The organism is Xanthomonas sp. F14, assembly GCF_014199865.1.
The window spans coordinates 1845431-1859399 of the sequence record NZ_JACHOM010000001.1 but is presented as its reverse complement, the minus strand read 5'-3'; the positions used below and the strand labels follow the sequence as shown (position 1 = coordinate 1859399).

At 66.0% G+C, this 13969-nt stretch carries 13 protein-coding genes; 6 read left to right on the top strand and 7 right to left on the bottom strand.

Annotated features, from left to right (window positions below):
• Positions 1-91: 91 nt before the first annotated feature.
• A complete protein-coding gene (gene apbC, locus GGR73_RS08010; protein WP_024939536.1) occupies positions 92-943 on the top strand; it encodes an iron-sulfur cluster carrier protein ApbC in 852 nt (283 codons plus the stop codon).
• Between the two features lie 96 nt (positions 944-1039).
• The gene (gene dcd, locus GGR73_RS08005) at positions 1040-1609 is read left to right on the top strand and encodes a dCTP deaminase (RefSeq protein WP_010366727.1); all 570 of its coding nucleotides are present in this window, start codon (positions 1040-1042) and stop codon (positions 1607-1609) included.
• Between the two features lie 22 nt (positions 1610-1631).
• Here the strand turns inward: dcd and GGR73_RS08000 are convergent, their stop codons facing one another.
• The 4 genes from GGR73_RS08000 to GGR73_RS07985 all read right to left on the bottom strand — a co-directional run bounded on the left by GGR73_RS08000 (position 1632) and on the right by GGR73_RS07985 (position 3585).
• On the bottom strand, positions 1632-1817 hold the full coding sequence (locus GGR73_RS08000) for a LiaF transmembrane domain-containing protein (RefSeq protein WP_024939537.1): 186 nt from the start codon (positions 1815-1817) through the stop codon (positions 1632-1634).
• 476 nt (positions 1818-2293) lie between these two features.
• Positions 2294-2461, bottom strand: a complete 168-nt coding sequence (locus GGR73_RS07995) for a LiaI-LiaF-like domain-containing protein (protein ID WP_006452352.1) — start codon at positions 2459-2461, stop codon at positions 2294-2296.
• 27 nt (positions 2462-2488) lie between these two features.
• Complete coding sequence (locus GGR73_RS07990; RefSeq protein ID WP_024939538.1) at positions 2489-2926, bottom strand: HIT domain-containing protein; 438 nt, start codon at positions 2924-2926, stop codon at positions 2489-2491.
• Complete coding sequence (locus GGR73_RS07985) at positions 2923-3585, bottom strand: dienelactone hydrolase family protein (RefSeq protein ID WP_016905084.1); 663 nt, start codon at positions 3583-3585, stop codon at positions 2923-2925. Before GGR73_RS07985 ends, GGR73_RS07990 begins: the two co-directional genes overlap by 4 nt.
• Positions 3586-3765: 180 nt before the next feature.
• Here GGR73_RS07985 and rimO point away from each other — a divergent pair, with 180 nt between their 5' ends.
• Positions 3766-5139, top strand: a complete 1374-nt coding sequence (rimO, locus tag GGR73_RS07980) for a 30S ribosomal protein S12 methylthiotransferase RimO (protein WP_184456327.1) — start codon at positions 3766-3768, stop codon at positions 5137-5139.
• Positions 5140-5264: 125 nt separating this feature from the next.
• Here the strand turns inward: rimO and greB are convergent, their stop codons facing one another.
• Positions 5265-5771, bottom strand: a complete 507-nt coding sequence (gene greB, locus GGR73_RS07975) for a transcription elongation factor GreB (RefSeq protein WP_024939541.1) — start codon at positions 5769-5771, stop codon at positions 5265-5267.
• 106 nt (positions 5772-5877) lie between these two features.
• On the opposite strand from greB, the gene GGR73_RS07970 reads away from it, so the two are divergent.
• Positions 5878-7344 carry a rhomboid family intramembrane serine protease gene (locus GGR73_RS07970; RefSeq protein ID WP_184456325.1) on the top strand — a complete coding sequence of 489 codons (1467 nt, stop codon included), beginning with the start codon at positions 5878-5880 and terminating at the stop codon, positions 7342-7344.
• A gap of 412 nt (positions 7345-7756) precedes the next feature.
• Here the strand turns inward: GGR73_RS07970 and GGR73_RS07965 are convergent, their stop codons facing one another.
• Positions 7757-9031 carry a hypothetical protein gene (locus tag GGR73_RS07965; RefSeq protein WP_184456323.1) on the bottom strand — a complete coding sequence of 425 codons (1275 nt, stop codon included), beginning with the start codon at positions 9029-9031 and terminating at the stop codon, positions 7757-7759.
• 356 nt (positions 9032-9387) lie between these two features.
• Here GGR73_RS07965 and nudK point away from each other — a divergent pair, with 356 nt between their 5' ends.
• Positions 9388-10008, top strand: coding sequence for a GDP-mannose pyrophosphatase NudK (gene nudK / locus GGR73_RS07960; RefSeq protein WP_154832272.1), 621 nt, complete (start codon positions 9388-9390; stop codon positions 10006-10008).
• A gap of 51 nt (positions 10009-10059) precedes the next feature.
• Here the strand turns inward: nudK and GGR73_RS07955 are convergent, their stop codons facing one another.
• Complete coding sequence (locus GGR73_RS07955; RefSeq protein WP_184456321.1) at positions 10060-11565, bottom strand: helicase HerA-like domain-containing protein; 1506 nt, start codon at positions 11563-11565, stop codon at positions 10060-10062.
• A 282-nt stretch (positions 11566-11847) separates the two neighbouring features.
• On the opposite strand from GGR73_RS07955, the gene GGR73_RS07950 reads away from it, so the two are divergent.
• Entirely contained in the window at positions 11848-13431 is a 1584-nt protein-coding gene (locus GGR73_RS07950; RefSeq protein WP_166764935.1) for a transglycosylase SLT domain-containing protein, read from the top strand.
• The last annotated feature ends 538 nt before the right edge of the window (positions 13432-13969 follow it).

Sequence of the window (13969 nt, the reverse complement as noted above, 5' to 3'; positions counted from 1 at the left end):
TTGGCAGCGCACGACGAATCAGGCAGGCAATGACGACGATGGTGCAATACGCTTCAAGCAAGGCGATCGACCCCTCCCGGAGCGCACGCGCATGAGCGGCGAGCGCAGAATCCCCGCGCATGCGGTGCAGGGGGCGCTGGCGCCGCATCCACGCATCCGCAATGTGATCGCGGTGGGCTCCGGCAAGGGTGGGGTGGGCAAGTCCACCACCGCGGTGAACCTGGCGCTGGCCTTGCGTCAGCAGGGCGCGCGCGTCGGCGTACTGGACGCGGACATCTACGGGCCGAGCGTGCCGGCGATGCTGGGCCTGAGCGGGCGGCCGGACAGCCCGGACAACAAGTCGATCGAGCCCTTGCGCGCGTTCGGAATCGAAGCGATGTCGATCGGCTTGCTGGTCGATCAGGACACGCCGATGATCTGGCGCGGGCCGATGGCGACCTCGGCATTGACCCAACTGTTCAACGACACCTTGTGGGACGACCTGGATTACCTGCTGATCGACCTGCCGCCAGGTACCGGCGACATCCAGCTGACCTTGTCCCAGAAGATCCCGGTGGCCGGCGCGGTCATCGTCACCACGCCGCAGGACATCGCCACGCTGGATGCGCGCAAGGCCTTGAAGATGTTCGAAAAGGTCGAGGTGCCGGTGCTCGGCATCGTCGAGAACATGGCGGTGCACACCTGCAGCCAGTGCGGCCACCGCGAGCACCTGTTCGGCGAAGGCGGCGGCGAGCGCATGGCCGCCCAGTACGGCGTGCCCTTGCTGGGGTCGTTGCCGCTGGCGATCGCGATCCGCGAGCAGGGCGATGCCGGCCAGCCGATCGTGGTGGCCGCACCTGAGTCGGCGGCAGCGCAGGCCTATCTGGCCGCTGCCGCGCGCCTGTCCGAGGAGCTGGGCAAGCGGCCGCGCGCCAGCATCCCGATTTCGGCGTCGCTGCTGTAGCGCGCAGGCCGGCGCTGGTGCCGGCCGCTTGCTAGAATTCGCTGCCTTTCGCGCGGGCCGCTCGGCCTGCCGCCTTCCGTCTTCAAGGAACACCGCATGAGCATCAAGAGCGACCGCTGGATCAAGCGCATGGCCGAACAGCACGCGATGATCGAGCCGTTCGAACCCGGCCAGATCAAGCACGATGCCGCCGGCCAGCGCATCGTCAGCTTCGGCACTTCCAGCTACGGGTACGACGTGCGCTGCTCGCGCGAGTTCAAGATCTTCACTAATATCAACTCGACCATCGTCGACCCGAAGCACTTCGATCCGGGCAGCTTTGTCGATATCGAATCGGATGTGTGCATCATCCCGCCCAACAGCTTCGCGCTGGCACGCACGGTGGAATACTTCCGCATCCCGCGCGACACCCTGGTGGTGTGCCTGGGCAAGAGCACCTACGCGCGCTGCGGCATCATCGTCAACGTGACCCCGCTGGAGCCGGAGTGGGAAGGCCACGTCACGCTGGAATTCAGCAACACCACGCCGCTGCCGGCGCGCATCTACGCCAACGAAGGCGTGGCGCAGATGCTGTTCTTCCAGTCCGACGAAGTCTGCGAGACCTCGTACAAGGACCGCGGCGGCAAGTACCAGGGCCAGACCGGCGTGACCCTGCCGCGCACCTGATGCAGTGGAGCAGCCGCGGCCTTCAGCAGGTCGCGGTGGCCCGCTCGCGGTAGCGCAGCAGTTGGCGCACGCCGGCGGCGATCAGCAACGCCGGCCACCAGGTCGACACCAGGTTGCCCAGGTCGATACGGGCCAGCCCGAGGTTGTCCAGCAGAAACAGCGTGCCCAGTGTGATCAGGAACAGGGCGGGAATCAGGCGATAGTGCATGGCGATGTCCTCGGTAGGTGTGCGCCCATGCTGCGCGCAACACGCCCACCGATCAGGTGCCGGAAGTCAACTCTTGCGGATGACAAACGTCATGTCGGCAAGGTCATGGCTGTATTGGGGGCCGTGTCGTGTTCGCTGGCAGTCCCGGGCATACAGGAGTCCTGCCTCTCTACGGGTGCAGTCGGCTAGCCCATGAGGCTTCGCGCGTCCCCTGATCCGCCCTTCGGGGCACCTTCTCCTGCTGGGAGAAGGGATGTCGGCGCTTTGACCCGGCGCTGGGCCTGACTGCTGGAATCGCTCCATTCCATCTTTTTGGGCGCTAATGCCCATCAATGCGCACGGGCAAGAGCCGCGCCTCAAGGCGCATTGCCGCATTCAATCAATGACAGATCAGCAGCTACGGCCGGATAGTTAGGGAACCAACAGCGCCAGAAGCGCGCTCTTACGATTCCCCAATCCCGATTCCCGATTCCCGGCTATTTGCCCCGCCCAAACAACATCCCCACACCGCACGCGACCAGCGCCGCCGGCCACCACGTGGCGATCAGCCGGCCAAGACTGACATTGGTCCAGCCCAGGTTGTTGGCCAGGAACAGCAGGCCGACGAGGATCAGGATCAGCGCGGCGACGACATTGGATTTCATGCGGACAGGTGGTTGTGAGACGGGCGCCTATCGTAGCCGCTGTGCCCACGCAGCGACATGCTGGTGCAGCGCGTCGGCCTCGAAGCGCTGCGCGCTGCCGCTGCCCCAGACCGGGCCAGGCCAGGCCGCATCGCCCGGATGCCGGCCGACCAGATGCACGTGCAGCTGCCGCACGATGTTGCCCAGCGCGCCGATATTGAGCTTGGCGACCCCGGGCTCGACCCGCAGCAACTGCGAGAGCTGATTGATCTCGGCCAGCAACAGACGCTGCTGGCCGCCATCCAGATCGATCCACTCGCTGACATCGGCGACCCGCGGCACCAGCACCAGCCACGGGAAGCGGCTGTCGTCCATCAGCCGCACCTGCGACAGCGGTCCGTCGGCGACGAACACGCTGTCTGCGGCCAGCCGTGCATCGAGCTGGAAGCCGCTCGCCCCGGACGTGCCGGCTGCAGTCCCGCTCATCCCAGATGCGCTTCGAAAAAGCCCAGGGTGCGCTCCAGTGCACGCTCGGCGCTGTCGGCGTCGTAATGCGTGGGGTCGATGCTGCGATTGAAGGCGTGGCCGGTTGGATACACGAAGGTTTCCATCTGCGGAAGCTTCTCGCGGTGGGCCTGGATCGCCTCGGGCGGAATGCTGGTGTCCTGCTCGCCGAAGTGGAACATCACCGGCGCCTTCGGAGTTTCGTCCAGCAGCTGGGTGTTGCGGCCGCCGTAGTAGCTCACCGAGGGCAGGCCCAGGCGGATCGCCGACAGCAGCGCCACCGAGCCGCCCCAGCAATAGCCCACGGTGCCGACCTTGCCGGCGCGGCCGAGCAGGGTGGCGGCGGATTTGACCACCTCCACCGCGCGCTCCAGGCCGACCGCATTGGCCAGTGCCAGGCCGCGCTGCAGGCTTTCCTGGTCGTAGGGCAGCTGCACGTCCTTCTCTTCCAGGTCGAAGAAGGCCGGCGCCAGCACTTCGTAGCCGCGTGCGGCGTAATCGTCGGCCACCGCGCGGATATGTTCGTTGACGCCGAAGATCTCCTGGATCACCACCAGGCCGCCGCGCGGGCTGGAGGTCGGGGTGGCGTGCCAGGCGGCGACCTGGCCGTCGGGGGTGTCGAGCGTGGTCCAGTGACCCATGGGAACTCCTGCTGCGGTAGGGGGAAGGCGCGCATTATCGACCGGATCGGCGGCGCTGCAGGTGAGGGTCTCGCTAAGATGACCTTGCCTGCCCGCAGCGCGGTTCAGAGCGCTGCCCGCGCGCCGCTATAATTGCTCCACTCAGGCCCCAGGCCGCTCCGTTCCCAGGCTCCTGCTTCCATGTCCCAGCTGAACCCCAAAGTCGGCTTCGTCAGCCTTGGCTGCCCGAAGGCGCTCGTCGACTCCGAACGCATCCTCACCCAGTTGCGCGTGGAGGGCTACGACATCGTGTCCAGTTACGACGCTGCCGACGTGGTGGTGGTCAATACCTGCGGCTTCATCGACTCGGCGGTGACCGAGTCGCTGGATGCGATCGGCGAGGCGATGAACGCCAACGGCAAGGTGATCGTCACCGGCTGCCTGGGCAAGCGCCCGGAACAGATTCGCGAGGCCTACCCGCAGGTGCTGGCGGTGTCCGGCCCGCAGGACTACCAGAGCGTGATGGAGGCGGTGCACGCCGCATTGCCGCCGCGCCACGACCCATTCGTGGATCTGGTGCCCGACTACGGCATCAAGCTGACCCCGCGCCATTACGCGTACCTGAAGATCTCCGAAGGCTGCAACCACCGTTGCAGCTTCTGCATCATTCCCTCGATGCGCGGCGATCTGGCCTCGCGTCCTGTCGATGAGGTGCTGCGCGAAGCCGAACGCCTGGTGCGTGGCGGGGTCAAGGAATTGCTGGTGGTCTCGCAGGACACCTCGGCCTACGGCGTGGACCTGAAATATGCCGAGCGCCCGTGGCGCGATCGCATGTACCAGACCCGCATGAAGGCGCTGTGCGAAGGCCTGTCGGAGCTGGGCGTGTGGACGCGGCTGCACTACGTGTATCCGTACCCGCACGTGGACGATGTGATTCCGCTGATGGCCGAAGGCAAGCTGCTGCCGTACCTGGACATCCCGTTCCAGCACGCCAGCCCGCGCATCCTCAAGCTGATGAAGCGGCCCGGCGCGGTGGAAAAAACCCTCGAGCGCGTGCAGCGCTGGAAGGCGATGTGCCCGGAGATCACGGTGCGCTCCACCTTCATCGTCGGCTTCCCCGGCGAGACCGATGCCGAATTCGAATCCATGCTCGACTTCCTGGATCAGGCCCAGCTCGATCGCGTCGGCGCGTTTGCCTATTCGCCGGTGGAAGGTGCCAGCGCCAACGCGTTGCCGGATCCGGTGCCGGAAGAGCTCAAGCAGGAGCGTCTGGCGCGCTTCATGGCCAGGCAGGCGGAGATCTCCGCCGCGCGGCTGGAGGCCAAGATCGGCAGCGTGCAGCAATGCTTGGTCGACCTGATCGAGGACGATATCGCGGTGGCGCGCTCACGCGCGGACGCACCGGAAATCGACGGCCTGGTGCATATCCAGAATGGCGGCGAGCGCGGCTTGAAGGTCGGCGACCTGGTCGATGTGGAAATCACCGACAGTGACGAGCACGATCTGTTCGGCGATGCATTGCCGGCCAATGTCGCAATCCAGCAGGGACGTCCGTTGAATCTGCAGATGGTGTAACTGGACGCTGGTCCTGGCACATCTATCCGTAGAAGCGCGCTTGCGCGCGATGAGGCCTGATCGATAACGCCCCATCGCGCACAAGTGCGCTCCTACACGCAGGTCAGCAGAGTGTGGTCACTCGCCTACTGGGTAGCGTAATCCACCGACACCACCACGAAGGTGTGCTTGCCCGACGGCAACTGTGCTTCGAACTCGTCGTCCACGCGTTTTTTCAGCAGCGCGCGCGCCAAGGGCGAGTCGATGCTGATCCAGCCACGTCCGGCGTCGGTTTCGTCCGGGCCGACGATGCGGTAGTGCAGCAGCTCGCCGCTGTCGGCGTCCTCCAGTTCGACCTGTGCCCCGAAGAACACCGCGCGCGGATCGGTCGGTGCGGTATCCACCACACGTAGCGCTTCCAGCCGTTTGCTCAGATAACGCACGCGGCGGTCGATCTCGCCCAGCTGCTTCTTGCGATAGGTGTACTCCGCGTTCTCCGAGCGGTCGCCCTCTGCCGCTGCGGCGGCCAGCGCACGCACCACCTCCGGCCGACGCACGCGCCACAGTTCTTCGAGCTCGGCCTTGAGCCGGGCGTGGCCGTCGGGCGTGATCAGTGCGGTGCTTTTTTCGGCGGGCGGGCGCCAGCGGCTCATGGGCGGTGTATCGGACAGCGGGGCCGCGATGCTAGCGCGCATGGCCGGCTTGCGCATCTGCCGTCGCACGGCGAAGCTTTGCGCTCTCTCGGACACGGACGTTGTCATGTTGCTGATGCCGCTGCACAAACCCTGGTCGCGCCAGAACATTCCCTGGGTGACGCTGCTGCTGGTGTTGGCCAATGTGGTGGTGTACCTGGGCTATCAACGCAAGGACGATGCGCTGGTCGAAAACGCGGTGCGCTACTACGTCGAGTCGGGTCTCGGTGCAGTGGAGGCGCAAGCCCACGAGCGCTATCTGCAGCAGACCGACGACACCAAGTTGCGCGCTGCGCGCCAGGCCAGGCTGGACAGCGTGCCGGCGCGGCAACGCCTTGCCTATCTGGCGCAGCTGACGATGCACGACCTGGTCTTTACAGAGGCATTGCGCAGCGGTGCATTGTTCAAGGACGAGCAGCGTCTGCGCGAATGGCGCACATTGCGCGCGCCCTACGATGCGCGCCTGTCCAAGGTGTTCACGTTGCGGCATCTGCAGCGTAGCTCCGAGTGGTCACCTGCGAGGATGCTGACGGCCACCTTCCTGCATGGCAGCTTCGATCATTTGCTGGGCAACATGCTGTTTCTGCTGGCGCTGGGCACCTTGCTGGAAGGTGCGATCGGCAGCGGCTGGTTCCTGCTGCTGTATCTGCTCGGCGGGTTCGGTGCCAGCGCGGCCAGCCTGTGGTGGCGCTGGGGCGCGCCGGGCGGCGGCCTGGGCGCCTCCGGTGCGATCGCTGCCTTGATGGGCGCGTTCTGCGTGGTCTGGGGCAGGCGCAAGGTGCGCTTCTTCTACTGGTTCTTTGTGGTATTCGATTACGTCCGCGGGCCGGCGATCCTGCTGCTGCCGCTGTGGTTGGGCTGGGAGCTGTACAGCCTGCTATGGAGCGACGACGGCAGCGTCGCCTTCGAAGCTCACGCCGGTGGGCTGGTCAGTGGCGCCGTGCTCGGTGTCGTACTGGTGCTGTTGCGGCGCACGCGCCCGGCCTTCATGCAGGAGAGCGAGGCAGTGCTGGTGGACGATCGTTGGGAGCGCGCGCAGCGGCATCTGGGACGCATGGAGAACGTGGAAGCCGAGCGCCTGTTGGCGGAGCTGGCCAGCGAACAGCCGCATAACCTGGACGTGGCGCTGGCGCGCTACCGCACCGCGCGCAATGCCGGACGCAACCAGGACAGCGTGCAGCATGCGCAGACGCTGTTGCAGCTGCACACGCACCACGCCGAGCAGACGCGCATCCAGCTGACAGTCGCCGCCGAACTGAGCAAGGCCGGAATTGAGTACGCGCCATCGGCACGCATGGCGCTGATCGGCGCATGTCTGCGCACGGGATTGTTGGCCGATGCCGAACGTCTGTTGAAGGAAGGCGAGTCGGCGATGCCGCGCGCCGAGCTGGCGCACCACTGGTTCGTACTGGCCCTGCGGCACGGCGAGCTGCAGGACGGCGCGCAGCGTACGCGCTTGCTGCGTCAGCTGCTGGAGCAGTTTCCCGAGCAGGCACAGGCCAGCAAGGCACGCTTTTTGCTCGAGAACGGGTGAGTGGTTTCTGCTTGATCCGTGTTGCCAACGCAAGCGGTGAGGGCGCCGTACTCGACTCACCGGAGCTTTTGATCTGGCATTTGACTGCACTTGAAAGACATTGCTACGCGAGGTCCGGGTTGCTGTTGTTTCTTCTGCCTCGAGCAGAATTGTCTAGCGCGGATGGATCAATTGCAGAGCAGTCGATCTTCGACCTTGCTGCAGGGTCCTTACCCGCCCACCATCGCGGGACACGCCGCAAGTACGTCCTTGTAGGCTCTTACGCGGCATCCATGCCGCGTAAGGTCCCGCGACGGTGAGCGGGCAAGGACCAGTCGAGATGGTCGGTATGTAGGGTTGCGAGCAGTACGCGTCGCGCGACGGACCGATGGTGGAGCATCTGGTCTGCGCCTTAGAAAGTTTTGTTGGCTGCTCAAGCTGGTTGAATCGCCACCGCTTTCAGCGCGGCTTCCAGCTTCGCGCGCAGTGCATCGTCGTCGCATTGAGCCAGTGCGTCTTGCAGCACTGCGCGCGCCTGCTCATCGCGGCCGAACCGTTCGCCCAACAGCAAGCCGGCATCCAGCGACCAGGCCGGCATCATCCGATCGCGCGGCCATGCGGCGATTGCCGCAAGCAAGCCGTCGGTCGCCAGCTGGAATTGCCCGGCCATCTTTGCGCGCTCGGCCAGCAAGGTGGCGTGCTCTGGCGTCAGCGGGGTAAACGTGGAGTCGCCGTCCAGCGCTTCGCGCTGCAATGCGAGAGCGCGACGCTCCTGTTTTTCCTGCAGCAGGCGGTTGATGTACTGGCGGGTGTGCTCGCGCAGTTCGTCGTTGCGATGGTGTTGACGCAGCAGGCGCTGATACAGCTCGTGCACCGCCAGGCTTACCGCACGCGAACGTACCGCCCCGCGCAGGGCCTGGAACGCCTCGTCGGAATGTCCGTCGCGCAGGTACTGGTCGGCTTCGTCGAGCAGGCGTTGATCGGGGTCTTCGCGCTCGAACGCGGCGTCGCCGCTGGGCACGTAGCCGAGGTCTTCGTGGTACTGGTAGACCAGATACCCCATCAGGTGGAAGCTGGCGAACAGGCTCCAGATCGAGGCGATCACCATCGTCGCCTCGCGCACGATCGGCGGCAGATACTTCACCGCAATGAAGATCGCCGCAGTGGCGCTGCCCTGGATCACGTACAGCAAACCGTATGCAGCCAGGTACGGCCAGCCGATGCGCACTGCCATGTCGATCGACACGGCCGGATTGAGGGCGCGGCGTAGGCTGCCATCGATGGCCAGCGCAATCATCATGCCCGGCAGCAGCAGCTGGACTGCCAGATAGGCGATGGTCAGGCCAGGCTTGCCCGCCAGCACGCCAGCGGCACCAATGACGATGCCCAACGCAAGCGCCAGCAGGATCAGCCGCAGCACCGCGCTGTCGAAGCTGTTGTAGCCCAGCCGGGGCGCGTCGGCTTGCCCGTCGGCGGTATGGCGCAGGATGTCGAAGGCATAGGTGTAGGTCGCCATGCCCAGCACGCCGGCGACCACCAGTTTCAGAATGCCGGGCAGCACCAGCAGCGCGCTGCACAGCGTCAGCGCGATCAATGCGTACAGCGCCGAGCCGCGCAGCGGATAGGTGGCAATGGCGGGAATGCGGGTCCAGAACGGTGCCGGCGCGGCCTGCGCGGCAACCTTGCGTGCGCGAAAACGGTCTTCCATGACGCTCCCCAGGCGTGTGATGTGACCGGATTGTGCGGTGGTGCGTGCCGTCACGCAATTAGGGGAGGGACGCCGACTACTTTGAATCGCCAGCGACCGGGGACATGTCGCGGGCATGGTCCGGATACTGCTGGCCAGGCCGTGCATCAGTGCCGGCATTGCATCGAAGCTCGCTGTGTCCGATAGCATCGGACGCGCATCGACAGACCGCCGATGCGTTGCGTGCGTGATCTGTCCGACGCACCGGAGGAGGCGATAGGTAAAATAATGGCCCGCCGCAATCTTGCGGCCCATACGAGCGACCGGGCGCGCCGCGCCCCTGGCATTGCCGTCGCTCGCATCACAGGGAGTGTCGCTTGAATCCTTCTGTCACCGGCAACCCGCAGGTCCGCATTCGCAGCATCGATGTGCTCTCGGACAATTGGTATGTGCTGCGCAAGGTCACGTTCGATTTTCAGCGCAAGGACGGCCGCTGGCAGACCCTGTCACGCGAGGCCTACGATCGTGGCAATGGCGCCACCATCCTGCTGTATAGCCGCGCCAAGCAGACGGTGATGCTCACCCGCCAGTTCCGCCTGCCCACGCTGCTCAACGGCAATCCCGACGGCATGCTGATCGAAGCCTGCGCCGGCCTGCTCGACCAGGACGATGCGCTGACCTGCATTCGCAAGGAAACCGAAGAAGAAACCGGCTACCGCATCGACAACGTGCGCAAGGTGTTCGAGGCCTTCATGAGCCCTGGCTCGGTCACCGAACGCCTGTACTTCTTCGTCGGCGAATACTTCGACGGCGACAAGGTCAGCGAGGGCGGCGGACTCGAAGAAGACGGCGAAGAGATCGAGGTGCTCGAGCTGTCACTGGATGCAGCGCTAGCGATGATCGGCTCGGGCGAAATCGCCGATGCCAAGACCATCATGCTGTTGCAGTACGCCAAGTTGCATGGTGTGTTGGAGTCCGTCCACGCCAACACGCGGTAGCCCTTCAGGGGCGACGGTGTCATCGAGACGTGTCAGCGGCGGTCAAGCTGATCAACGCTTCCCACCAAAAATGCTGCCGAAGATGCCGCGCACGATCTGCTGGCCGATCTTGCTGCCGATGGTGCGCGAGGTCTGCTTTGCCATCGTTTCCAGCATGCCCTGACGGCGGCCGGTGCCGAACACGGCATCCTTGACGGCTTTTCCGAAACCGCTGTCCTGCGTTTCCTCGTCCTCGCGGGTGCGTGCCGGCGGTGCGGCGTTGTGTTTGGCGACCTGTTCGACGCGGCGCGCCAGCAGCTCGGCAGCCGATTCGCGGTTGATCGCGGTGTCGTAGCGGGTGCCGACCGGGCTGGCCGCGCGCACCTGCGCGCGTTCGGTCTCGCTGATGGCGCCCATGCGGCAGCGCGGCGGGGCGATGAGCGTTTGCTGCACCGGTGCCGGCACCCCCTTGCCTTGCAGCGGCGACACCAGCGCCTCGCCGGTGCCCAGGCTGGAGATCGCCGTGGCCACATCGAGCTTGGGATTGGCCACGAAGGTCTGCGCCGCAGTCTTGACCGCCTTCTGGTCGCGCGGGGTGAACGCACGCAGGGCATGCTGCACGCGGTTGCCGAGCTGGCCGAGGATGTTGTCCGGAATGTCGTCGGGAAACTGCGAGCAGAAATACACGCCCACGCCCTTGGAACGGATCAGCCGGACCACCTGCTCGATCCGCTGCACCAGCGCAGCCGGCGCATCGTCGAACAGCAGATGCGCTTCGTCGAACACGAACACCAGCTTGGGGTGTTCCAGGTCGCCCACCTCGGGCAGACGCTCGAACAGTTCCGACAGCAGCCACAGCAGGAAGGTGGAATACAGCTTCGGCTTGAGCACCAGTTGATTGGCCGCCAGGATGCCGATCACACCGCGGCCGTCCGCAGATACGCGCATCAGGTCGGCCAGCTCCAGCGCCGGCTCGCCGAAGAAGTGCTCGCCACCGTCCTGCGCCAGCCGCAGCAGGGCGCGCTGGATCGCGGCCACCGACTGGCTAGAGACCAGCCCGTAACTGGTGGACAGTTCCTTGCGTTCTTCCACCACCAATCCAAGCAGTGCGCGCAGGTCGTCCAGGTCCAGCAACAGCAGGCCGCGGTCGTCGGCCAGCTTGAAGACGATGTCGAGCACGCCGGACTGGGTGTCGTTGAGTTCCAGAATGCGCGCCAGCAGGGCAGGGCCCATCTCGCTGACGGTGGTGCGCACCGGGTGGCCGAGCTGGCCGTACAGATCCCAGAACACCACCGGGCTGGCGGCCGGCGCGTAGTCGGCGATGCCGATCTCCGTGGCGCGCTGCAGCACGCCGGCGGCGCCGTCGCCTGCCACTGCCAGGCCGGCGACATCGCCTTTCACGTCGGCCAGGAACACCGGTACACCCATGCGCGAGAAGCCTTCGGCCAGGGTCATCAAGGTCACGGTCTTGCCGGTACCGGTGGCGCCTGCCACCAGTCCGTGGCGATTGCCGAAGCGCCCTTCCAGCACGACCGGGATGTCGTCGGTGACGCCTTTGCCGAGCAGGAACGAGGCCATAGCGCAGATCCGGTGGGAAACGCCGGATTCTAGCGGGCAATCCGGCCGCGCAGACCGGGCGGGGCTTGACCCTGGATTTCGACCCCTGTCCGGCTGACGGCGGCCGACAGGCGGTGCAATGACGCAGCCGGTGTGCCAGCCGCTTGCCGACCTTCCCCAAGGCATTCCAGTCCCGTTGCGCAGCCGCCAAGCTAACGGCCCACTGACCCTGCCGGCCCCGCCGCCTTGCCCCGGTGTCGCCCCGGCGGCTACCCTGCCTGCCTTTCCGCTGCACTGCCTACGATGCCGCTCGCTCATTTTGGTTTGCGCCCATGGCCGGTTCTGGTCGTGGTGGCGCTGATGTCTGTCGTCCCCGCTGCCCACGCCATTTCCAAACGCGACACGGAGAAGGCCGCCGTGCTCGATGCCCGCATGGCCGCCGCCGAAAAGCGTTACCGCGATGCGCTGGTGCTGGTGAACAACTCCGACCCCAAGGGCACCGCCGAAGGCGATGCCGCGCTGGAGGACATGGAAGACGTCATCGACGCCTGCATCAAGCAGCGCGGCTGCCTGGTCGCCAATCAGCTGGCCACCTACAAGCGCCTGCTCAAGGCGCGCGCCGATGCCGAAGCGCCTGCTGCCGAAGATCCGCAGGACGACGACACCCTGCTGCAGGCCGACCCGGACCACCTCGGCCCGGCGGCGAACGGCGTGCCCGAGGCGGCGCGTGCCGCCACGCTGCTCAACGACCAGCGCCACGATTTCGACAAGATGGTGCAGTACAACCCTGCCGTGCAGGCCGGCATCCGCCGCTGGCTGACCGACATGCGCCCGGCGCTGCTGACAAGCTACGAGAACTACAGCAACCTGCGCGGGGTGATGTGGCCGGAATGGCAGAAGCGCGGCCTGCCCGAGGCACTGCTGTTCGGCATCATGGCCAAGGAATCCAACGGCAAGGTGCACGCCAGCTCGCGTGCCGGCGCGGCCGGGTTGATGCAGTTCATGCCGGCCACCGGGCGCCGTTTCGGGCTGGGCCCGGATGGCACCGGCTTCGACACGCGCTTCGATGCACGCAGCGCCGCCGAAGCCAGCGCTGCCTACCTCAACGAGCGCATGGCCGGGCTCAACCGCAACATCGAACTGGCGCTGGCCGCCTACAACGGCGGCGAAGGCCGTGCCGCGCGTGTGTTCTCGCAGAGCGGCGGGCGCGGGTTCTGGGAGCAGGATGTCTACAACCAGTTCCCGGCCGAAACCAAGGACTATGTGCCGATGGTGATAGCTGCGGCGTGGATCTTCCTGCACCCGCGCCAGTACGGTGTGGACTTCGCCAAGCTCGACGCGCAGCCGGCCACGCTGAAGCTGGCCAAGTCGACCACCATCTACGAACTCACCATCTGCCTGGGCAGCATGGGCACGCGCGACGGTTACATGCGTGCGTTGCGCAACCTCAACCCGCGCTATGAATCCGATGGCTGGATCCCGGCCGGCACCGTCATCAACGCCACCAACCGCATCGCCAGCCTGTACACGCGCTACTGCGTGAACGGCCCGCGCGCGGACCTGGCACGCACGCTGATCACCGCCGATCTCAACAGCGCGATCGTGCGCAGCAGCAACGCCCCCGAGTACGTGCCCAGTGTGGCGGTGGGCGATGTCAGCCCGATGGCCGGCGTGCCGACCACCGTGGCCACCGGCCAGCCGGCGATCGCCAAGCCCAAGGCCAAGCAGGCGCGCAGCTACACCATCGCCCGGGGCGACACGCTCGGCCGCGTCGCGCAGAAGTACCAGTGCGAGATCAAGGAGCTGGCCAAGGCCAATGGCCTGAAGGCACCGTCGTATGCGCTCAAGCCAGGGCAGAGCATCAAGCTGGCCGGCTGCGATCGCTGAGCAGCGCTTGCCGTACCGCGTGCGTTAGAGCATCGGCCAGCTGCTTCGGCAAGCTGCGCCGAGCCGCGCTCCGTTAGAAGCGGTAGGCCGCCCCGTAGGAGCGGACCTGGCCGCGACGAAGCAGTCCGGGTAGTCCCAGCACAGGCAAGGCGGCTCCAAATCGGGGGCTGGGCGTGCCAAAGGCGCAAGCCCCCAGCCTCACTGCGCATGCCACGTCGCGGTCGGGCCCGCTCCTACGCCCGCATCGTCTTGTTAGGAGCCGGAGTGGGCACCGGTCTTGTAGCGAGCGAGCCTGGCGGCAATGACACCGTCGCGGCGGCGTTTTCGTTGCAGACCCATGCTCCTGCATCGGAGTAGGCCATCGAACTGATCAGCGGAGATCGTCGGCCAGCGCAGGCAGGCGCACCGCATCGGGCCAACGCGCCGGGCTGCGCCGTGGTAGGAGCGGACCTGGCCGCGACGAACCAGTCCGGGTAGTTCCAACGTAGGCGAGACGCTCTGCATCGAAAGCTGGGAGGGCGACATGCGCCTGCGCATT

Bases quoted from the DNA above. Each gene is read 5' to 3' on its own strand.
- apbC (WP_024939536.1), top strand. From the start codon at position 92: ATGAGCGGCGAGCGCAGAATCCCCGCGCATGCGGTGCAGGGGGCGCTG.
- dcd (WP_010366727.1), top strand. From the start codon at position 1,040: ATGAGCATCAAGAGCGACCGCTGGATCAAGCGCATGGCCGAACAGCAC.
- GGR73_RS08000 (WP_024939537.1), bottom strand. From the start codon at position 1,817: ATGCACTATCGCCTGATTCCCGCCCTGTTCCTGATCACACTGGGCACG.
- GGR73_RS07995 (WP_006452352.1), bottom strand. From the start codon at position 2,461: ATGAAATCCAATGTCGTCGCCGCGCTGATCCTGATCCTCGTCGGCCTG.
- GGR73_RS07990 (WP_024939538.1), bottom strand. From the start codon at position 2,926: ATGAGCGGGACTGCAGCCGGCACGTCCGGGGCGAGCGGCTTCCAGCTC.
- GGR73_RS07985 (WP_016905084.1), bottom strand. From the start codon at position 3,585: ATGGGTCACTGGACCACGCTCGACACCCCCGACGGCCAGGTCGCCGCC.
- rimO (WP_184456327.1), top strand. From the start codon at position 3,766: ATGTCCCAGCTGAACCCCAAAGTCGGCTTCGTCAGCCTTGGCTGCCCG.
- greB (WP_024939541.1), bottom strand. From the start codon at position 5,771: ATGAGCCGCTGGCGCCCGCCCGCCGAAAAAAGCACCGCACTGATCACG.
- GGR73_RS07970 (WP_184456325.1), top strand. From the start codon at position 5,878: ATGTTGCTGATGCCGCTGCACAAACCCTGGTCGCGCCAGAACATTCCC.
- GGR73_RS07965 (WP_184456323.1), bottom strand. From the start codon at position 9,031: ATGGAAGACCGTTTTCGCGCACGCAAGGTTGCCGCGCAGGCCGCGCCG.
- GGR73_RS07955 (WP_184456321.1), bottom strand. From the start codon at position 11,565: ATGGCCTCGTTCCTGCTCGGCAAAGGCGTCACCGACGACATCCCGGTC.
- GGR73_RS07950 (WP_166764935.1), top strand. From the start codon at position 11,848: ATGCCGCTCGCTCATTTTGGTTTGCGCCCATGGCCGGTTCTGGTCGTG.